The following is an 18,459-nucleotide window of genomic DNA, read 5'->3' as shown; positions in this document are numbered from 1 at the left end:
TCTAAACGCTTCGGCGCTCCTGTCACTTTCGCTAGGGTGCGGAAATTGACAGCCCTTCCGAAGTCATCCCATGACCTCATAGGCTTGGGAAAATACTGCGTATCGCAGCGGTAGGGTGCCTTGCCGATGGATTTGGGTAAGCGCCCGCTGCCAAGGGGCAGCGGACAGTTCGTTGCAGGTATCTGGCCGTTCCGCTGAAGGCTCAATCGTCGCCGTGCTTCTTGTCCAGGTACGCTGCGACCATATAGCCAATTACACCTGCGATAGTCAGCGCACTGATGACGGCAAGCACGGCATATACAAGCAATTCAAAACGATCCATACCCTGACTCCTTTAATTCGAGCTCTGCCAAGGTTAAGGGTGTCTGATCTAATCCCAAATCTGCTGTGTGATGGCTTAGCGATTGGTACCGGCGGCTTCCTTCCTCAGGTTGGCTCGGGCACCAACGTACGCATCAGTTTCCCAGATACGCATATTCCCGAGCTCGTAGGCGACGTGATTCCGGGCCTCCAGATCCTCATCTTGGGGAGCTTTGCCCCCAAGAATCGGGGCGTGGTGACCAGACAATCGCCAGTAGAGCTCGCAGGCATATGCCGCGCGACAATCATCAATGTTTAGTCCGTGAGAAAGTAAAAGCTCTTGAGCTGCAGGTAGGTTCTTTAATTTCCATGTACGCCAAGCTGCTGGTGTCGCGTGGCTGCTGCCCTGAAGTTTTTGAAATGCCGCGGCCTTCTTCAAAATTATAATTTGCTCAGGGGCAGAGATATTAATGATCCGATGCTCATGTTTATCTTTGCTGAATACATAAAAGATGTTTTCTTCTTCGGCGTCCTTGTGAGCATCTTCTGCGTCGAAGAAAAAAGCCTCAAGCAATGACATGCCGAGGTATCGAACTGACCTGATTAATGTTGCTAGCTGCTCTGAGTGGAGAGCCTGAATATCCACCATCGCGGCTTCAAACTTAGTACGGTCAAGACTGCGCGGTACGGTAATCCGTGCATAGCTCGGAAAGCCAAGACGGCTACCGACGTTAGCCGCTGCGCCTTTCCAGTGCCCATTAGTTGCGAAGCCCATCACTACATATACAGTCTCAAGCAGGCCCGACACGCTTTGCAGTGGGAGATTTCCTTGGTATGTCTGGATATAGAGCTCTTCCCCGTACTCCCTCACCAATTTTTTATTGACGAATTCCAAGATGTCTACCTCATGAGACTCGTTGGCATAAGCACTAAACTGCGCCCATTGCTGGTCGTGGATCATGGCCTCGTGCTGACTGAGAAGCCCGCGCCGGACTGCCTCCCTGAGAATTGCCGAACCGGCCTTGGTCAAGTCCCGATCAAAATGTGAGTGGAAACTCTGCTTCATGGTCATTCCTCCATTCAGCTCAGGTGCTGAGCCGCTAAAGGAAATGTTGAGCGAGAAAAAATATCCTGGGCTTCGTTTTCGGTCGCATTCAGCGCCTGAAATTGACGAGCGCATCCATCCCGTAAACGGTCGTTTATGGCACACCTATTCCAAATGATCTTTTGGACTTGGGATTTACCGCTTTCCTGTCACTTTTCCTGTACCGAAATCAGTGTGAGAAAAACGTATGGGAAAGCGGATTGGGTATGCCCGAGTGTCGACTGATGATCAGAACCTCGACCTGCAGCGAGATGCACTTGCTTTGGCTGGGTGCTCAACAGTCTACGAGGAGACCATGAGCGGCAAGTCGGCGGACAGGCCGGAGCTTGGGCATTGCCTAAAAGCTCTGCGTAGTGGTGACACTCTGGTTGTCTGGCGACTGGACCGCCTCGGTCGTTCTCTGCCTGACTTGGTTGGGATTGTCAGTAGCTTGGAGCGGGAAGGGGTGGCCTTCGAATCCATGACCGAACGAATCGAAACTACCAGCGCTGCCGGTAAGCTGATCTTTCACGTGTTCGCTGCCCTGGCGGAGTTCGAGCGCAATCTCATTCGAGAGCGAACTCGTGCAGGGCTGGCTGCGGCTCGTGCCCGTGGGAGAAACGGTGGACGCAAGCCTGCGCTGGATGATCGTCAGGTACGTGAGATACGAGCTCTTCTCAGAGATCCTGAGATACAGGTAACCGATGTTGCCCGTCGGTATGGCGTTTCTCGAACAACGCTTTACCGCTACGTCGGTTCGCAGAAATCATCTGCGGTCGTTTAAGTGGTGGTGGTATTTTCCGCTGAAGTTGCCCAGATAATTTTGGGCGCTATGACCTGGCAGGCAAGTGACGGATGTCTCCGGCGCACTACGTGTGCCGGACTACCACTGAATAAAAATAGGGAGTTTTCATGTCGGTGCATTTTTCTGTGAAGGGATGCGTTGGTACCTTGCTGTTGGTTGCGCTAGTTGGGTGCTCCAGTACCCCGAGGGTCACGTTGCCAGAACCTAAAAATGTTCCTCGCGAGAAATGGTCCGATGCCATGCTGGTTCTGGAAGCCATGCGCATCGATGGTCAGCGCGATATTCCAAGGGAAATGGTCGGGAACGAGGTAAATAACTTGAGCGCGCTGGGGTCTTCGGGAGGCTCTGGAGGTCTGGCGACGGCAGGTTTGGGATACGTATCACCTCCAACTGGTTTTAGCAGCGCAGGAGCAGCCTCTCTCGGGGTGGGGCTGTTCTTGCTGGGTGGTGGCAGTGCTGGCCCTGTCTATCACTACCAGGTTGCTGCGTGGGTGCCTGAGGAACTCGCGTCTAACCCAAAGGAGGCATCTGCGTTGGTCGGGTCGGTCTGGCTTGATGCGAGAGAAAAATACTTCGGTGGAAAAATCTCGAAGTTGCGCCATGAGCCGGCTAAGTACGCTGACGGATCAGGCAAGAAATACGACAGGCTTGCAGATTTGGCTGCTGGCAACCCTACGCCGTTCGACGCTCCGGCGAGCGCTGCGCCAGCATTCATTTCGGCCGAGAAAGCCTACGGTCCGATTTTCCTGACCGATCCCTCAAGCGAACTATTTGCTGACGCTAGCAGAGCTGATAAGGACGGCATGGATGCGCTGGCGGGTATTGCTCGTCACCTGCCCGAATGGATGTATGCATACTATCCTGGACGGAATTGGCCTAAGGACTTCCGACCTGCCGCTATTTACAACAAGAACGGCAATCTCTATTTCATTGGGAAGTAGTTCGTGGTCGACCTGTGCGCCTGGCGTGCCGGGGTTTTATCTGCGGAATCAGTCATACAGACTCTCTCGCGAGTCGAAGGCGTTCAATAAAAACGAAGATGCTCAACACGAGTATTGAGCACCTTCGACGTGCGTTGAGCGCCTTCAGGGAGCGGTGGGAAGCTCCCATGCCCATCCGCCCTGCATACCTGTTTTGTGTGAACGTATACCTAGCTGTTTCTGGGCTCTGCGAAGTGACGCCGAAGAAATGCAACGTTCTTCAGCTAAAGCCATCAACGCATTGATTGCAACAGGCCCAGCTTGCAACGTCTCCTCAAGAAAGCTGCGCGCTTCTTGAGTAGCTGATGCGGGTCTGGCGTCACCCGTTTGCTCGATGGCAGCGAGAATGGCTTCAGCGCTACCATCGATGGCCTCTCCCCATCGGATGCAGGTTGTCTCCAACTGCTCGTCTATAACGATGGGCTCAACGAAATACTCGATTCCTCCGTTATCAATCGAAACGTTGGACTTGGCTCGGACAAGCACCCTGGCTTCTGAATTTTGATCCTTCTCTGCCACCAGTACAGTGCGAGCGAGCGCGGAGAATGCCTGGCTGCCGATTACACGATTAGCGGCGGAGGACTGGGCCGTACCTTTGCTCAGGTGAGATATGCCGAGGACAGCGCAACAATGCCGCTCTGCAAAATCCACTACCATTTGTAGCCCTTGCCGAACCTCGTTTGCTCGGTGCATATCCCCACGAATAAGATTGATCAGTGGATCGAAAATCAGCAATGAAACGCCGTCAATACGTGCGGCTGCCTCATTCAAAAGGGCAAAGTTGGCTGCAGGATCAAACTGTCGCCTGTTCCCGCGCTGATCACTTAGCCCTTCGATTATGTGCACGCGGGTTAGGTCTGCATCTGCAGCCGTAAGGCGGGGAATGATCGTGTCAGCGATACCATCCTCGCCGCTCCAGATTACGATGTTGCCTGCTGCCTCACATTTGCTGCCGTCTGGCCAGTCACCACCTCTGCTGAGCGTGGCGGCCAGCGAGATTGCCAGCGTGGTTTTGCCGCATCCACCTGCGCCGGCAAGAATGGATAACTTTGCCTTTGGCAGCCAGCCTGGCCAAATCCACTGGATTTTTTCCGCTGGAATATCGACCGCTGCTGTGAGTTCTATCATCCAGCCCGGTTGTTGAGGTGTTCGGCGCTGCATTACAGCGCCTCCCTTTGCCGAATCCAAGCCTGGACTTCGCTATTACGCCAACCGACGCTGGAGCCGCACAAAAGGCGCTGTCGCGGGAAAAGGCCTTCCGAAATTTTCCGATAGATCGTTGAACGTTTTAGGCCGACGATTGCCTCGACATCGCGCAAACGAAGAATTTTGTCATCGTCGCTGACGTCGTCAGAGTTGCTAACGTGCATTGCCATAGGTTTGAGTCCTAGGTTCTGAAGCGTGGGGCAGCGTCCTCCGGCACTACTGCTAAAAAGGGTAAAAGACGGATATCGGCTGGCTATATAGCGAGCAGGGGCATTTGCCACACGCATAGGTATATGCGCGTTTCCGAGATTGATGTTCGGTAGCGTCGGAGGTCGTTGTGGGCTACAGAAGTTCTAGGGCCCTAAGGCTTCTAGTGGCAGAACGGACTGAGAGTGTCCTGGCCAGATACGCAACTCAACCAATGGCAGCTGATGCGGCCCGTTCAGCGGATGCGAACGAGGCGAAAGTTTTTAACATCGTTACCAGGGCGACGTGGCGGACCGTTGCGGATCGATATGGATCGCTTGGGACGAACACTATTTAACATGAGAGTGCCGGGCTGGCAATCAGCAGGTGCTCTGCCTTGGCTGGGAAAGGGAGGCCCAACCAAGGCAATAGTTGACTGAGTGCTCAGCGTTTTATCGGACTCAACTAGTCATCTGTACCTATATCGAGTTTGGGCAATCCCTTGACGATTTTCTGGGTTTCCAAGCTCACGGTGACCACGCGCTGGAACAGCTCCAGTGGGTACTTTGGGTTGCCCATGGTTTCACTGGCCCAGTCGTTGGCGTCGTTGACGATACCGCTGGCCTTGTCGGTGCGCACCGCTTGACGCTCCATCACCCAGTCCAGTGCTGCCTTGCCGTTGACCACGTAATCCCAGGCCGCTTCAGGAACGTCCTTGAGGGTGATGCGGTGGTTGTAGATGACAGTGGTTTTGTCGCCCTTCTTGGCGAACTTCATCTTCTCCACTCGGTAGTCCGCGGCGGAGAGTGTGCCCTTGGACTCTATGGTCAGTGGATATGGCTCGACAGTTTCGTAGTTCAGGTGAAGGTCGGCTAAGGCGCGGCCCGCCTTACTGAAAGTCCAGAAGTCGGCGCTTTTCTTAACTGCTGGAATGCGTGGCAGCTCCTTGCTCAGGTTGTCTGCGTAGCGCTCGCGGTAATCAGGCGAATGTAGGATACCGTAGACGTAGTAGAACAGGTCTTCCTTGCTGATCACCTCGCCGGGGTAGGCCGTATGGAAGTGTGCAAGGCCTGCGTCCGTTATCGCATCGCGGCGGCGCAACCCACTTTCAACTGGTTCTGCAAAGAGGTCATTATCTGAGGCTTGGTCGGCTTCGTCGTAAAGGTAGAGGGGAAAGCATTGCGAGCCTTCAATATCAACGAAGTGAAGGCTCGGTACATGACGTGAAATCAACGCGCTGAAGGCCACTTTCTCGCCAGAGGCTGAAACGCCGATCACCAAGTTTTCCGCGCTGGGATTGGGGAAGAGGCGCGGGATCTGTAGCACCATCTCGTTAAAAGCACGATTGAAATACATCCACTGTTTAGTGAATGGTCGATACAACCCTGTCACCAAGCATTCACTTTCAAACGTATACGTGCGCCCCTTTCCAAGGTTCTGCTTCAAGGCGCGAGACCAACTGATGTGTGCCGGGTCGACGCTAATAAAGTTGTTGACCTGTTCCTGTCTAGCTTTTGTGTCCAGTCCTTTATGCGCTGCATCAAAGCGAGCCACTTCAGCGTTATAGAAGTGGATCATACTGCTCATGTTGACCTCTAGCTTCATCCGGCTGGCGTTGTAGGCCCAAGCATCGCGTGCCGTTACAACGCCAAGAGAGAAACTGTCGAACAGCTTGATGTCACTATTCTTTTTGTCGCCGGTCGCGATGAACTGACCAAAACTGTTGTCGCGCTGCTTTAGCCAATCGCCATGCTCGTCCGGGATAATCCGCTGCCATTGCTCGATACCGGTCACGCTGGCGTAGTCAGCTATTTTCTCAAGCTTTTCATCTCGACTCAGATAATCGCCAATGTCGTGAAAAAAAATCTGGCCCTGAGCATGTGCGTTGGGATTCTTAACCAATAGCGAAATGGCGATAGGTGCCCGGCTACCACTGCCGAATATCTTGCCTCCTTCTTTGCGAGAGGTTTCGCCACTGGTGCGCTGGTTGCCGCGCAGGTGGAACACATAGAGGCTGGAAAACTCATCCGCCAAGCATTTGCGCATCCCGTCCTGCGAGGCGGCGTCCAAGAATCCAGCGTTGGTAACAAAGCCAATGATCCCAGCATTGCCGATACGGTCACTGGCCCAGCGAATAGAGCGTATGTAGCTATCGTAGAGTCCCCTTGACAGAGTGGCCTCAGAATGCGCCGCGTAAGTTTCCTCAATTCGCCGATCCAATGCGGGGTAGCTTACGTTCTGGTTGTTGTCGTTCTGGCTGCCTTGTCCTATGGAGTATGGTGGATTTCCCACAATCACTCGAATATCCAAGTTTTTCTGCCGTTTGCGTCGAGCGCTGTTGTCCTCAAGCAGTGCGTCTACCAGGTCATCCTTCTCATACATCTGGAAGGTGTCGGTCAGGCAAATGCCTTCGAACGGTGTGTACTCGTCAATTACTTGACCGTGATAGGCTGCCTCGATATTGATGGCGGCGATGTAATAGGCCAGCAGTACCAGCTCGTTGGCATGGATCTCATGCTTGAACTTGTGCGACAGTTCTTCCGGCTTGATCAAGCCCGACTGGATCAACCGGGTGATAAAGGTACCGGTGCCAGTAAAGGGATCGATGATATGGACGCCCTTGCTGCCGAGAGTTTGGCCGAACTCCTGTTGCAGAAGGTGGTTGACACTATGGAGGATGAAGTCCACTACCTGAACCGGGGTGTAAACGATACCCAGCTTGTCACGCAGCTTAGGGAAAGCATTGGCAAAGAATTTGTCATACAGCTCGACGATGATCTTCTGCTTGCCTTGGGCGTTGTCGATGCCGGCAGCGCGTTGACGAACGCTGGAGTAGAACTTTTCCAGTGTGTCGGCTTCCTTGGCCAGGTGATGCTCATGGAGCGCGTCCAGCACGCCTTGCATTGCCTTGGACATGGGGTTGTGGCTGGCGAAGCTGTATTCCTCGAACAGCGCATCGAACACTGGCTTGGTTACCAGATGCTGGGCAAGCATTTCGATGATCTCGCCATCGCTGATACTGTCGTTGAGATCATCGCGCAGCTCAGCGGCGAAAGCCTCGAAAGTCGCTCTCTCCTTGATGTATTCAGGGTTCTCCAAAATGCCTTGGATACGGTCGATATGGGTGCGGGCGATCTTGGCGATGTCGTTGGCCCAGTCTTCCCAGTGGTGGCGGTTGCCGCACTTGTCGACGATCTTGGCGTAGATGGCCTTCTCGATTTCCCCCACCTCATAGGCCAGCTCGGCCTGCTGGGTCATCTGGCCTTCGACATCGTACTTAGCGCGTTTCTCACCAATGCCGTACTGGCCTTTGCCTGCCTGGCCGTTGCTGGTGCCGCTAGCTTTCCTGGCCTTTTTATCGGCCTTGTCGGTGATGGCGATGACTTCCATCTTGCGCGGGTCAGAGCCGATCAGATCGAGCTTGTTGACCATGGCGTCGAAGCTGTCGTCGTGCGAGCGCAGTGCCTGAAGCACCTGCCAGACCACCTTATAGGTCTGGTTGTCGTTGAGCGCTTCGTGGGGCTCCATACCGGCAGGAATAACCACCGGCAGCACCACATAGCCACGCTTCTTGCCCGGTGCGTTGCGCATTACCCGGCCAACGGACTGCACCACGTCCACCTGGGAATTACGCGGGGTGAGGAAGAGCACGGCATCCAGCGCCGGCACGTCCACACCTTCAGACAGGCAGCGCACGTTGCTGAGTATGCGGCAGGTGTTGGCTGGCGGTTCTTCCTTGAGCCAGTTGAGCTTGGTTTCCTTGGCACTGGCATTCATGCCGCCATCGACGTGTGCGGCTTCGCATATGATGCGGGAGGCCTCATCAATGTTTTCTGACTCCTGATAAGCCTCCACCACCGACTGGAACATGCTCGCGATGTTGATCGAGCTGACCTTATGCTTGGTGCCTTTATAGTTGGGCGAGATCACCTGGCAGAAAGCTACAGCGCGCTTCATGGGTTGATCATCACCCACCAGATTTTCCGCCAGTCCCTGCTTGGCCAGCGCCTTCCAGCAACCGACGATCTTGGCGGCGTCGTCTACCTTGAGCTGGTTGTTCTCGTCCTTCAGCATGTCCTGAAGGCGGCGGCTGATGGTGCTTTCCTCGACGGTGAGTACCAACACCTTGTAGTCGGTGAGCAGACCTCGCTGAACGGCCTCGGAAAAGTTGATGACGAACAACTCTTTGCCGTACAGCGCTTCGTCATCCATCGAGCACAGGGTGACTTCGCCGGACTCGGCCTTGAGCTTGGCGTTGTCACCGTAGATGCGCGGCGTGGCGGTCATGTACAGGCGTTTAGCGGAGCGGATGTAGTCGGCGTCATGGATGCGCACGAAGCTGCTTTCGTCATCATCGTCGAAGGTTGCGCCTGTTGTCCGGTGCGCTTCGTCGCAGATCACTAGGTCGAATGCTGCCAGGTCGTACTCGTGCTGGGCGCGGCTGATTACATCGATGGAGTGATAGGTGGAGAACACAACGCTCATGTGCTCGGCATCGTGGCGCTTAAGCATTTCCGCCGCGAGGCGATCCGCCTTGGTGGTGGCCGGGTAGCGCAGTTCGTGAGCAAAGACCTGCGGGGTATCCTCATCGGCCTTGCGCTTCTTGCCTACATCGCTGTCGGAGCACACGGCGAAGCTGTGGAGCGGGGTTTCACTTTCTTGCGTCCACTCGGTGAGGGTCTGCGACAGCAGCGAGAGACTGGGCACCAGGAACAGCACACGCTTGCCCTTACCGGCCAGACGCTCGGCAATCTTCAAGCTGGTGAAGGTTTTGCCCGTACCGCAGGCCATGATCAGCTTGCCACGCTCGGCATTTTTGAGGCCTGCTGCAACAGCATTCAGCGCGGTTTTCTGGTGCTGATATTTCTCGTCCTCAAGTGATTTTTTTGCTTTCAGTATCGGTTTTTCGTGGGGCTGATACCTAGTCCAGTCGATCTGGCTTTCTTCTAGGGCTTGCAGGTCGATCTTGTTGATCGAAAGCTGCTGCCCTTGCAAAGCATCTTCGGCGTGCTCGCTCCAGTTGTTCGTGGTGGCCACGATGATGCGATGCGAGAACGGTGCCTTGCCGGATGCGGTAAAGAAGCTGTCGATATCCTTCTTCTGGACTTTGTAGTCTTCGGCGTACAGCTTGCACTGGATGGCGTGGTACTCGCCAATTCCCTGGGTGCGCGCGACTAGGTCGATGCCCGCATCCTTGCCACTGAGACCTTGTTCCTTCGCCCATTCGGCATACGTCCACACTTTGTCGTATAGGTCGCGGTAGGTGGCTTCATTACGCAGGTAGGTACAGATCAGCTCTTCGAAGTAGGTGCCTTTTTCTCGCTCGGTGACAGAAGCGCTGCGGTAGGTATTGAGCAAAGCTGATAAGGCTGACATCGGCAGGAATTCCTTTTGAACTACGCGTGGCGCATTGCAGACGCCAAATCCACGTAGTTTAGCAATTCAGCCCGTACTGATGCGAAGCGATGGTGCTTGTACCGACTTCAAGGGTGCCGGCTGAGTGTATGGGGCGCATTCAGTTTTTTATCGAGTCCAAATAGTCTGCCCATGTCTGCATCATTTCCCGGCGCTCCGGCAAGAAGGTGGTTCGATCGTATGCGCGTCCCAGCGGATTTTTTACCGTGTGAGCAAGCTGATGCTCCAGGAGATCTGGGCGAAACCCCAGCACCTCAGCACCTATGGTTCTCGCTGTCGCACGAAAGCCGTGCCCGGTCATTTCGTCGCCGCTGATGTCCATGCGGCGTAACGCACTGAGTACGGCATTGTTGGACATCGGCCGGTCGCCTCCTCGTGCCGAGGGGAAGGCGTACCGATGTCTGCCGGTGAGTGGTTTCAGCTCGCGCAGAACCGCGACTGCTTGTTGGCTGAGAGGAACCAAATGATCCGGCCGATCCTGTTTGGTGGCAGTGAGCCCTTTCATCTTGTGGCCGGGAATCAACCACTCGCCCGCATCCAGATTGACCTCCGACCACTCCATGTGGCGCAGGTCACCGGGCCGGCAGAACAGCAACGGGGCCAATTTGAGGGCACAACAAACAGGCAGTGTTCCCGTGTAGCTATCCAGTGCTTTGAGCAGTGCGCCGAGCTTTTCAGGATCGGTCACGGCGGCAAAGTGTTTCACCCGCTTGGCTGGGAGCGTACGAGAGAGGTTACCAATCTGGTTGGGTGGGGTGATTCCGGCAGCTTCGGCGAACTCGAAAATCTGTTTGTAGATTTGGGCTACACGACGCGCCGTCTCGCGAGCACCGCGCTTGATGATGCGCTGGAGGTTTTCGACCAGCATGGGCGTGCTGATGCTGCTGATCGGGAGTTTTCCCAGCCAGGGGAAGGCATTGAGCTCAAGGCGCTGCCGCACCGTGCGGGTGTACTCCGGATCCCAGGATGATTCGCGAATGGTGAGCCATTGCTTAGCAACGGACTCAAAGGTGTGCTGGTGATCGAGCTGGCTGACCACCTTGGCCATACGTCTTTGCAGAGAAGGGTCTTGGCCGCCGGCAAGCTGAACACGCGCGTCATCACGCTTGCGCCGAGCATCCTGCAAACCGACCTCGGGGTAAACACCAAGAGCCAGCCGCTTTTCCTTTCCCAAAAATCGGTACTTCAAGCGCCAGTAACGGCCTCCGTTGGGCTGAACTTCAAGGTACAAACCCTGTTCGTCATACAGACGATATGGCTTGTCCTGGGGCTTGGCGTTGCGGCAGTTGGTGTCTTTCAAAGGCATTGGGGGCACATCCTCTCCGAGCGAGCTGATGAGCGTTTTATGCCCCCATATATGCCCCCGTCAACCGTGGGATGCCCTGGGATTAGGTGGGAAAACGTGGGCAATAAAAAAGCCGTAAAGCTTTGATTTCTCTAGGCTTTACGGCTTTTCTGGGCCTTCCTGGGAAGACAAATTGGTGGAGCCGGGGGGATTTGAACCCCCGTCCGCCAGTACTCCGCTGTCGGTACTACATGCTTAGCCGTGTCTATTGAGTTAATCCGCAGCCGCCCGACGGGCAGGGTGCTTTGGACGAGTTGGGTAAGTTTTAGTCGCTTTGCCCCCAACGTGCTACACGACGATCCTGTTCTGTATGACAATCATTTCGGGTTTACAGGCATCCCCTGATGATTGCTGGAGCCGAAGCTACCAGGAGAGCGGGCTCAGCTGCTTACGCAGCGAGAGCGTAACCCTCGTAGTTTTCGTCATTGGCAACTATAGAAAGTTGCAACAGTGGATTTACGAGTTCTGTTACCAACTCGGCATGCACCTAGAGTTTCGCTACCGGCGTCGAATCCTAATCGGCCCCACACTCAGCTCTAGCTGACGTACCTTTCGGCACGTGCTGCTGAGTATACGCCTTTGCGCGGGCGGCGTCGACAGCCGCTTCTTGCCGCCCGCTCAAAGCTTAGCTACCGCTGCCACCGGCTGAGCCGCTGCCCTTGTCGGTTTTTTCCAGGCGTTCGAGCACTTTGGTGGAAATGGCGATGCATTCTTTGGTGTCGCCCGACGCCTGCGCAGCCTTGGCCTTGTCGACGTGTTCGGTGATGGCCTTGTCCAGGCCTTCGGAGGTGGCGCCGGCGGTGGCCATCTGGTCGTCGATCTTCTGCAGGTTGATAGTGCACAGGTCGTCAGCAGCGAACACCGGTGAAGCCAGGAGGGTAGCGGCCGCGAAGAGGGCCGAAAGCGCGGTACCTTTCATGGGTGTCTCCTTGAAGGCCTCTGGAAGGTGGGCCTGTAAGGGTGGACTGTTGGGGTTTGCCGAGGGTTCAATCGGGGTGCTGGCTTGGCGACATGATGGTGTGCGGCGGGGTGTTGCCGCTGATTGGGCCGCAGCGCGGCCCGGGTGGCATCAGTGGGATTTGTTCAGCCCAAGCTCGATGTCGTCGATCAGCGCCTTGGCCATCTCGCTCAGGATGCGCGCCGCGCTGCCGGCCTGGCGGTCGTGTTCCATTTCGGCTTCGGTGGTGAGGTGGCGGATGCAACCGAGCAGTACTGATAGCTGGCTGAAGGCGTGCTCGAAAGGCACGCCCGGTTGCAGGCGAAACAGGTCGAAGGTTTCACTGCCGGCTGTGGTGAGGTTTTTCAACGCGTCATTCATTGAATCACCTCTGCCTTTGCGCGTTGTAGAGGCCAGTCAAGGCATGCTCGATCAGGGCTCTGGACGTCTCGCAGGCATGCTCGGCGTTGCTGAGCATGCTCAGGCCCGGCTCGCCGGCGTGGGTGCGGCAGTGTTCGTCGATGGTTTCGGCGACGCCGCGCAGCAGTTCGCTGGCGTGGGCCAGGGCATCTGGAGGGGGCATGTCGGTGTGGATGGAGAAGTAAGGGTTGGTGAGAAGTTTGGAGCGGGGTGGGTCGGGTACGATTTTCTTCATGGTGCAGATCCCAGTTTGATTACTCAACAGGAGCTGCCTACGCGATCCTTTCTCACGGGATTGGGTGGCAGCCATGCGTGGGGTGAGAAACCGGTAAACATGGGAAATCCGGCCAGACCGAGGTCTGCCCACGCAGGGCCGCCATTACGAGGCTGCTGTCATGTTTACGGGGTTCTCACACCCTGTCGTTCGAAAACGACCCAGGGAAGTTAGCCCTGATGGTTGTGAGCAACAACAGCGAAACGGCAGCGGCGGTCGTAGGATAAATCCCAAAGCATTTAATCCAGAAGCATTTGGTTGCAGGTTAGGAAATGTCTTACGGGTGGAGGGCTTAGGTGAGGGCTGTGCCCTCGATCGCCGGCAATTGGGCCGCAGCGCGGCCCGGGTGGCATCAGTGGGACTTGTTCAGCCCAAGCTCGATGTCGTCGATCAGCGCCTTGGCCATCTCGCTCAGGATGCGCGCCGCGCTGCCGGCCTGGCGGTCGTGTTCCATTTCGGCTTCGGTGGTGAGGTGGCGGATGCAACCGAGCAGTACTGATAGCTGGCTGAAGGCGTGCTCGAAAGGCACGCCCGGTTGCAGGCGAAACAGGTCGAAGGTTTCACTGCCGGCTGTGGTGAGGTTTTTCAACGCGTCATTCATTGAGTCACCTCTGCCTTTGCGCGTTGTAGAGGCCAGTCAAGGCATGCTCGATCAGGGCTCTGGACGTCTCGCAGGCATGCTCGGCGTTGCTGAGCATGCTCAGGCCCGGTTCGCCGGCGTGGGTGCGGCAGTGTTCGTCGATGGTTTCGGCGACGCCGCGCAGCAGTTCGCTGGCGTGGGCAAGGGCGTCTGGAGGGGGCATGTCGCTGTGGATGGAGAAGTAAGGGTTGGTGAGAAGTTTGGAGCGGGGTGGGTCGGGTACGATTTTCTTCATGGTGCAGATCCGATCGTGGCTGGATTTGAGCTGCCCTTCGTCTTCCTCTCACAGAATAAGGTGGCAGCCGAACGCGGGGTGAGAGACCGGCAAAGATCGGCATAAGCCAGCCAGGCCGAAGCCTGCCCGCGTTGCGGCTGCCATAGCAGTACTGCCGAAGTTTGCGGGCTCTCACACCCAAATCGTCAAAGATGACGACCCAGGGAAGTTAGCCCTGATGGTTGTGAGCAACAACAGCGAAACGGCAGCGGCGGTCGTAGGATAATTCCCAAAGCATTTAATCCAGAAGCATTTGGTTGCAGGTTAGGAAATGTCTTACGGGTGGAGGGGGTAGGCGAGGGCTGCGCCCTCGATCGCCGGCAAGCCAGCTCCCACATGGATTGCGCCGGCTTTTAGAAATTGGGCAAGACGGTTGCTTCCACAGGTAAAGCGCAGGCCTGAAGAACTGCGCGCTCCCACAGGGATCGCGCCAGCTTTTAGAGGTTGAGCAAGACAGTTGCTACCACCGGGGGTAGCGCTTGCCGGCGAATCGAGGACAGATCAGAGGGTACGCGGGCGGGTGACGCGATCCACCAGGTAAACCAACCCGTGGTAATCGATCCCGCTGTGGCTGGACAGCCCGATCTCACAGGTCCGGCTGGTGGAAATCCCTTCACTGCAATACTGCACTGCGTCCTTCAGGCTGCGCAGTGAGTGGGCATTGAGCTCTGGTGTGGTAAAGCCCTTGTCACCGGCAAACCCGCAACAGTGAATCCCTTCCGGGATCACCACTTGCGTGCTGCAGCGCCGTGCCAGGTCGATCAGCGCCTGGCTTTCACCCAGGTGCTGGGTGCTGCAGGTCACGTGCACCGCCACCGGCTCGTTTTGCGGGGTGAACTCCAGCTTGTCCAGCAGGTGGGTGCGGATGAAGCGCACCGGGTCGTAGAGGTCCAGGCGGGTGTCGCCCAGGTCCTGCACCAGGCGCAGGGTGCAGGGGCTGGTGTCGCAGTAGATGGGGTCGAGGCCGCCGCGGCTGGCGTGCAGCAGCGCGTTGATCAGCTCCTGGCGCTTGTGCTCCGCTTGCTCGGGGTAGCCTTTGGACGCGAACGGCTGCCCGCAGCACAGGCTGTCGGCGTTGCCGGGGAACACCACCTGGTAACCGGCCTTCTCCAGCAGGGCGCGGGTCTTGTCCATTAGTGAGCTTTGCTCGCGGTCGGCATAGGCCGGGCCCATCACTCGTGACACGCAAGCCGCCAGGTACACCACCCGTGGCCGGGCATCGTTGCTCGCCGGGCCGAAATCGATGCTGCGCAACGGCTGCGGCATGGCGGGGGACCATTGCGGCAGGCGGCCTTTGCTGGCCTTGCTCAACGAGGCACTCAGGCGGCCCAGGCGCGGGGCGCCGAGCAGCTTGCGGGCGGTGTTGGCGGCGGTCAGGGTCAGGCGGGCGCCACCCAGTGCAGTAGGGAAGTGCTCGGCCAGCCAGTCGGCGGTCTTTGCATGCTCGGCGGCCTGGCTGCGCAACTTCTTCACCAGCTCGCCGGTATTGATGCCCACCGGGCAGCGCTGGGCGCACAGGCCGGTGGCGGCGCAGGTGTCGATGCCTTGGTACTGGTAAGTCTGCAGCAGTGCGCGGGTATCGATGCCGGCGCGTTTTTTCGCCTGAATGTCACGCCACATGACGATGCGCTGGCGTGGGCTGAGGGTCAGGCCTTTGGAGGGGCAGACCGGCTCGCAGAAGCCGCACTCGATGCATTTGTCGACGATCTCGTCGGCGGCGGGCAGGGGCTTGAGGTTTTTCAGGTGAATGTCCGGGTCTTCGCTCAACACTACGTCGGGGTTGAGGATGCCGTTGGGGTCGAGCAGGCGCTTGAGCGTCCACATCAGCTGATAGGCGTCATGCCCCCACTCCAGCTCCACGAACGGCGCCATGTTGCGGCCGGTGCCGTGCTCGGCCTTGAGCGAGCCGCCGAACTCCACGGCCACCAGTTGCGCCACGTCATCCATGAAGGCCTGGTAGCGCGCGACTTCCTGTGCGCTGTTGAAGCCCTGGGTGAAGACAAAGTGCAGGTTGCCCTCCAGCGCATGGCCGAAAATGATCGCTTCGTCGTAGTGGTGCTTGTCGAACAGCTGGATCAGGCGGTTGACGCCTTCGGCCAGTTGCTCGACGGGGAAGGTGACGTCTTCGATGATCACCGTGGTGCCGGTCTGGCGCACGGCGCCGACGGCGGGGAAGGTGTCCTTGCGGATCTTCCACAGCTGGTTGTACACCGCCGGGTCTTCGCTGAAGGCGACTTTCTGTTCCAGCGGGTATTCGGCGATAGAGGCCATGACCTGTTGCAGTTGTTCGTGCAGTAGGCTCTGGCTGGCGGCCCTGGACTCGATCAGCAGCGCGCAGGCATTGTCCGACAGGCCTTTTACCCACAGCGGCATGCCCGGCATGTTTTGCACCGAACGCAGGCTGCGGCGGTCGAGCAGCTCCACGGCGGACACCGGCTGGCGCTTGAGCACGGTCACCGCGCGGCAGCAGCTTTCCACGCTGGGGAACACCAGCAGCGCGCTGGCCTTGTGCGGGTGATCGGGCACGGTGTCGTAGGTGACGGCGCTGATGAAGCCCAGCGTACCTTCAGACCCAACCAGCAAATGCTGGAGGATATCCAGCGGCTTGTCGTAGTCCACCAGGGCGTTGAGCGACAGGCCGGTGGTGTTCTTCAGCCGGTACTTGTGCCGGATGCGGTCTGCCAGTGCGGTGTTGGCGCGGGTTTCGCGGCCAAGCCGGGCCAGCGCTTCGAGCAGGTCGGCGTGGCTGTTTTCAAAGGCGGCAACGCTGGCCGGGTCTTCGCTGTCCAGGCGCGTGCCGTCAGCCAGTACCAGGCGCAGGCCGGCCAGGGTGTGGTAGGTGTTCTGCGCGGTGCCGCAGCACATGCCGCTGGCGTTGTTGGCAACGATGCCGCCGATCTTGCAGGCATTGATCGAGGCCGGGTCCGGGCCGATCTTGCGCCCGTAAGGGGCCAGCCAGGCGTTGGCCTGGGCGCCGATAACCCCCGGTTGCAGGCGGATCTGTTCGCCCTGGCCACGGATCTCTTTGTTGCCCCAGTTATCGCCGAGCACGATCAGCACCGAGTCACTGATAGCCTGGCCGGACAGGCTGGTGCCCGCGGCGCGGAAGGTCACCGGTACGCGCTCGCGCTGGGCCAGTTGCAGCAGCCCGACCACTTCGTCTTCCGACTCCACGCGCACGACCAGCTTGGGGATCAGTCGGTAGAAACTGGCGTCGGTGCCGAAGGCCAGGGTGGACGTGGCGTCGTCGAAACGGCGATCGGCGGGTATCAGGCGCTCGGCATCACGCAGGAATGCGGCGGGCAGGCTCATGCTATCTCCTCACCGGGCCACGGCGTCTGACGCGCCGCATGCCCGGTCATACAGGCGGTGTTTTTGCAGGCGCTCAAGCGCCCAGTTCGCGTACCAGCGAGTCGCGGCTGATCTCGCTGATCGCCTTGGCGCCCGTGAGCACCATGGCTACGCGCATTTCCTTTTCGAACAGTTCGAGCAGGTTCTTCACCCCGGCCTGGCCATGCACGGCCAGGGCCCAGAGGAAGGCGCGACCGATGAGCACGGTGTCTGCGCCCAGGGCGATCATGCGCACTACATCGAGGCCGCTGCGGATGCCGGAGTCGGCGAGGATTTTCAGGTCGCCTTTCACTGCGTCGGCGATCGCTGGCAACGCACGGGCGCTGGACAGCACGCCGTCGAGCTGGCGGCCGCCGTGGTTGGAGACGACGATGCCGTCGGCACCGAACTTGACCGCGTCACGTGCGTCGTCGGCGTCGAGGATGCCTTTGATAATCATCGGGCCGTCCCAGAACTCGCGGATCCATTCCAGGTCCTTCCAGGAAATCGACGGGTCGAAGTTGCTACCCAGCCAGCCGATGTAGTCGGCAAGGCCGGTGGGGTTGCCGCGGTATTTGGAAATGTTGCCCAGGTCGTGCGGGCGGCCCATCACGCCAACGTCCCAGGCCCATTCGGGGTGGGTCATGGCCTGCAACACGCGGCGCATTGGCCCGTTGGCACCGCTCATGCCGGAGTGTGCATCGCGGTAACGGGCGCCTGGCACCGGCATGTCGACGGTGAACACCAGGGTTCTGACCCCGGCGGCCTTGGCCCGCTCCAGCGCGTTGCGCATGAAGCCGCGGTCTTTGAGCACATACAGCTGGAACCACATCGGCCGGTCGATGGCTGGCGCCACTTCTTCGATCGGGCAGACCGACACGGTAGACATGGTGAAGGGGATGCCATGGGCGGCTGCCGCACGGGCTGCCTGCACTTCGCCGCGGCGGGCATACATGCCGGTGAGGCCGACCGGGGCGAGGGCCACGGGCATGCTCAGGGTTTCGTCGAACAGCCGGGTTTCCAGGCTCAGCTCGGACATGTTCTTCAGCACCCGCTGGCGCAGGGCAATGCCGGCCAGGTCCGAGACGTTGTGGCGCAGGGTGTGCTCTGCGTACGCGCCGCCGTCGGCATAGTGGAAGAGGAAGGGGGGCAGCTTGCGTTGGGCCGCGGCGCGATAGTCGGTGGAGGCGGAAATGATCATGGATTCTCGCAGCGTGGGTTGAAGGAGATGCCGGGCGCTCGGTGGCGCCCGGCCCCTTTCAC

General features: G+C 58.1%; 14 protein-coding genes and 1 other RNA gene. 2 read left to right on the top strand and 13 right to left on the bottom strand.

Features of this window, described 5'->3' with window-relative positions; translation table 11 throughout:
* Window positions 1-397: 397 nt before the first annotated feature.
* Entirely contained in the window at window positions 398-1,366 is a 969-nt protein-coding gene (locus tag ACMGGN_RS18785; RefSeq protein ID WP_034061321.1) for a hypothetical protein, read from the bottom strand.
* A 226-nt stretch (window positions 1,367-1,592) separates the two neighbouring features.
* On the opposite strand from ACMGGN_RS18785, the gene ACMGGN_RS18780 reads away from it, so the two are divergent.
* Window positions 1,593-2,168: a recombinase family protein gene (locus tag ACMGGN_RS18780; protein ID WP_034061324.1), complete on the top strand. Its 576-nt coding sequence runs from the start codon at window positions 1,593-1,595 to the stop codon at window positions 2,166-2,168.
* Window positions 2,169-2,296: 128 nt separating this feature from the next.
* Complete coding sequence (locus ACMGGN_RS18775) at window positions 2,297-3,130, top strand: hypothetical protein (protein WP_236080904.1); 834 nt, start codon at window positions 2,297-2,299, stop codon at window positions 3,128-3,130.
* A 144-nt stretch (window positions 3,131-3,274) separates the two neighbouring features.
* On the opposite strand, the gene ACMGGN_RS18770 is transcribed toward ACMGGN_RS18775, so the two are convergent.
* The 12 genes from ACMGGN_RS18770 to lldD form a co-directional block, all read right to left on the bottom strand.
* Entirely contained in the window at window positions 3,275-4,330 is a 1,056-nt protein-coding gene (locus tag ACMGGN_RS18770) for an AAA family ATPase (protein WP_041167256.1), read from the bottom strand.
* Window positions 4,330-4,539 carry a helix-turn-helix transcriptional regulator gene (locus ACMGGN_RS18765; protein ID WP_225850701.1) on the bottom strand — a complete coding sequence of 70 codons (210 nt, stop codon included), beginning with the start codon at window positions 4,537-4,539 and terminating at the stop codon, window positions 4,330-4,332. Before ACMGGN_RS18765 ends, ACMGGN_RS18770 begins: the two co-directional genes overlap by 1 nt.
* Before the next feature lie 487 nt (window positions 4,540-5,026).
* Entirely contained in the window at window positions 5,027-9,937 is a 4,911-nt protein-coding gene (locus ACMGGN_RS18760; RefSeq protein WP_034061328.1) for a DEAD/DEAH box helicase, read from the bottom strand.
* A 139-nt stretch (window positions 9,938-10,076) separates the two neighbouring features.
* Window positions 10,077-11,282 (bottom strand): tyrosine-type recombinase/integrase, encoded by a 1,206-nt coding sequence (locus ACMGGN_RS18755; protein ID WP_034061331.1) that lies wholly within the window; start codon window positions 11,280-11,282, stop codon window positions 10,077-10,079.
* Between the two features lie 173 nt (window positions 11,283-11,455).
* Window positions 11,456-11,847, bottom strand: a transfer-messenger RNA (tmRNA) gene (gene ssrA, locus ACMGGN_RS18750).
* A 99-nt stretch (window positions 11,848-11,946) separates the two neighbouring features.
* On the bottom strand, window positions 11,947-12,240 hold the full coding sequence (locus ACMGGN_RS18745) for a hypothetical protein (protein WP_174142461.1): 294 nt from the start codon (window positions 12,238-12,240) through the stop codon (window positions 11,947-11,949).
* Window positions 12,241-12,390: 150 nt separating this feature from the next.
* Window positions 12,391-12,639, bottom strand: a complete 249-nt coding sequence (locus tag ACMGGN_RS18740; protein ID WP_161871123.1) for a DUF3077 domain-containing protein — start codon at window positions 12,637-12,639, stop codon at window positions 12,391-12,393.
* A gap of 4 nt (window positions 12,640-12,643) precedes the next feature.
* Complete coding sequence (locus ACMGGN_RS18735; RefSeq protein WP_012312628.1) at window positions 12,644-12,913, bottom strand: hypothetical protein; 270 nt, start codon at window positions 12,911-12,913, stop codon at window positions 12,644-12,646.
* 391 nt (window positions 12,914-13,304) lie between these two features.
* Window positions 13,305-13,553, bottom strand: a complete 249-nt coding sequence (locus ACMGGN_RS18730; RefSeq protein ID WP_161871123.1) for a DUF3077 domain-containing protein — start codon at window positions 13,551-13,553, stop codon at window positions 13,305-13,307.
* A 4-nt stretch (window positions 13,554-13,557) separates the two neighbouring features.
* Window positions 13,558-13,827, bottom strand: coding sequence for a hypothetical protein (locus tag ACMGGN_RS18725; protein ID WP_115273537.1), 270 nt, complete (start codon window positions 13,825-13,827; stop codon window positions 13,558-13,560).
* Window positions 13,828-14,367: 540 nt separating this feature from the next.
* A complete protein-coding gene (locus ACMGGN_RS18720) occupies window positions 14,368-17,178 on the bottom strand; it encodes an FAD-binding and (Fe-S)-binding domain-containing protein (protein WP_414156176.1) in 2,811 nt (936 codons plus the stop codon).
* Window positions 17,179-17,251: 73 nt separating this feature from the next.
* Window positions 17,252-18,397, bottom strand: coding sequence for an FMN-dependent L-lactate dehydrogenase LldD (lldD, locus tag ACMGGN_RS18715; protein WP_204919632.1), 1,146 nt, complete (start codon window positions 18,395-18,397; stop codon window positions 17,252-17,254).
* Window positions 18,398-18,459: the final 62 nt, after the last annotated feature.

Origin of the sequence: Pseudomonas sp. BNK-30, from assembly GCF_047456185.1 — a bacterium.
Taxonomy (GTDB): Bacteria; Pseudomonadota; Gammaproteobacteria; order Pseudomonadales; family Pseudomonadaceae; genus Aquipseudomonas; species Aquipseudomonas putida_E.
This window is presented reverse-complemented; position numbering and strand designations above follow the sequence as displayed.

Coding starts and splice junctions, on each gene's coding strand:
- ACMGGN_RS18730 (WP_161871123.1), bottom strand. CDS start 13,553: ATGAATGACGCGTTGAAAAACCTCACCACAGCCGGCAGTGAAACCTTC.
- ACMGGN_RS18740 (WP_161871123.1), bottom strand. CDS start 12,639: ATGAATGACGCGTTGAAAAACCTCACCACAGCCGGCAGTGAAACCTTC.
- ACMGGN_RS18785 (WP_034061321.1), bottom strand. CDS start 1,366: ATGAAGCAGAGTTTCCACTCACATTTTGATCGGGACTTGACCAAGGCC.
- ACMGGN_RS18760 (WP_034061328.1), bottom strand. CDS start 9,937: ATGTCAGCCTTATCAGCTTTGCTCAATACCTACCGCAGCGCTTCTGTC.
- ACMGGN_RS18770 (WP_041167256.1), bottom strand. CDS start 4,330: ATGCAGCGCCGAACACCTCAACAACCGGGCTGGATGATAGAACTCACA.
- ACMGGN_RS18745 (WP_174142461.1), bottom strand. CDS start 12,240: ATGAAAGGTACCGCGCTTTCGGCCCTCTTCGCGGCCGCTACCCTCCTG.
- ACMGGN_RS18720 (WP_414156176.1), bottom strand. CDS start 17,178: ATGAGCCTGCCCGCCGCATTCCTGCGTGATGCCGAGCGCCTGATACCC.
- ACMGGN_RS18725 (WP_115273537.1), bottom strand. CDS start 13,827: ATGAAGAAAATCGTACCCGACCCACCCCGCTCCAAACTTCTCACCAAC.
- ACMGGN_RS18780 (WP_034061324.1), top strand. CDS start 1,593: ATGGGAAAGCGGATTGGGTATGCCCGAGTGTCGACTGATGATCAGAAC.
- ACMGGN_RS18765 (WP_225850701.1), bottom strand. CDS start 4,539: ATGCACGTTAGCAACTCTGACGACGTCAGCGACGATGACAAAATTCTT.
- ACMGGN_RS18735 (WP_012312628.1), bottom strand. CDS start 12,913: ATGAAGAAAATCGTACCCGACCCACCCCGCTCCAAACTTCTCACCAAC.
- lldD (WP_204919632.1), bottom strand. CDS start 18,397: ATGATCATTTCCGCCTCCACCGACTATCGCGCCGCGGCCCAACGCAAG.
- ACMGGN_RS18775 (WP_236080904.1), top strand. CDS start 2,297: ATGTCGGTGCATTTTTCTGTGAAGGGATGCGTTGGTACCTTGCTGTTG.
- ACMGGN_RS18755 (WP_034061331.1), bottom strand. CDS start 11,282: ATGCCTTTGAAAGACACCAACTGCCGCAACGCCAAGCCCCAGGACAAG.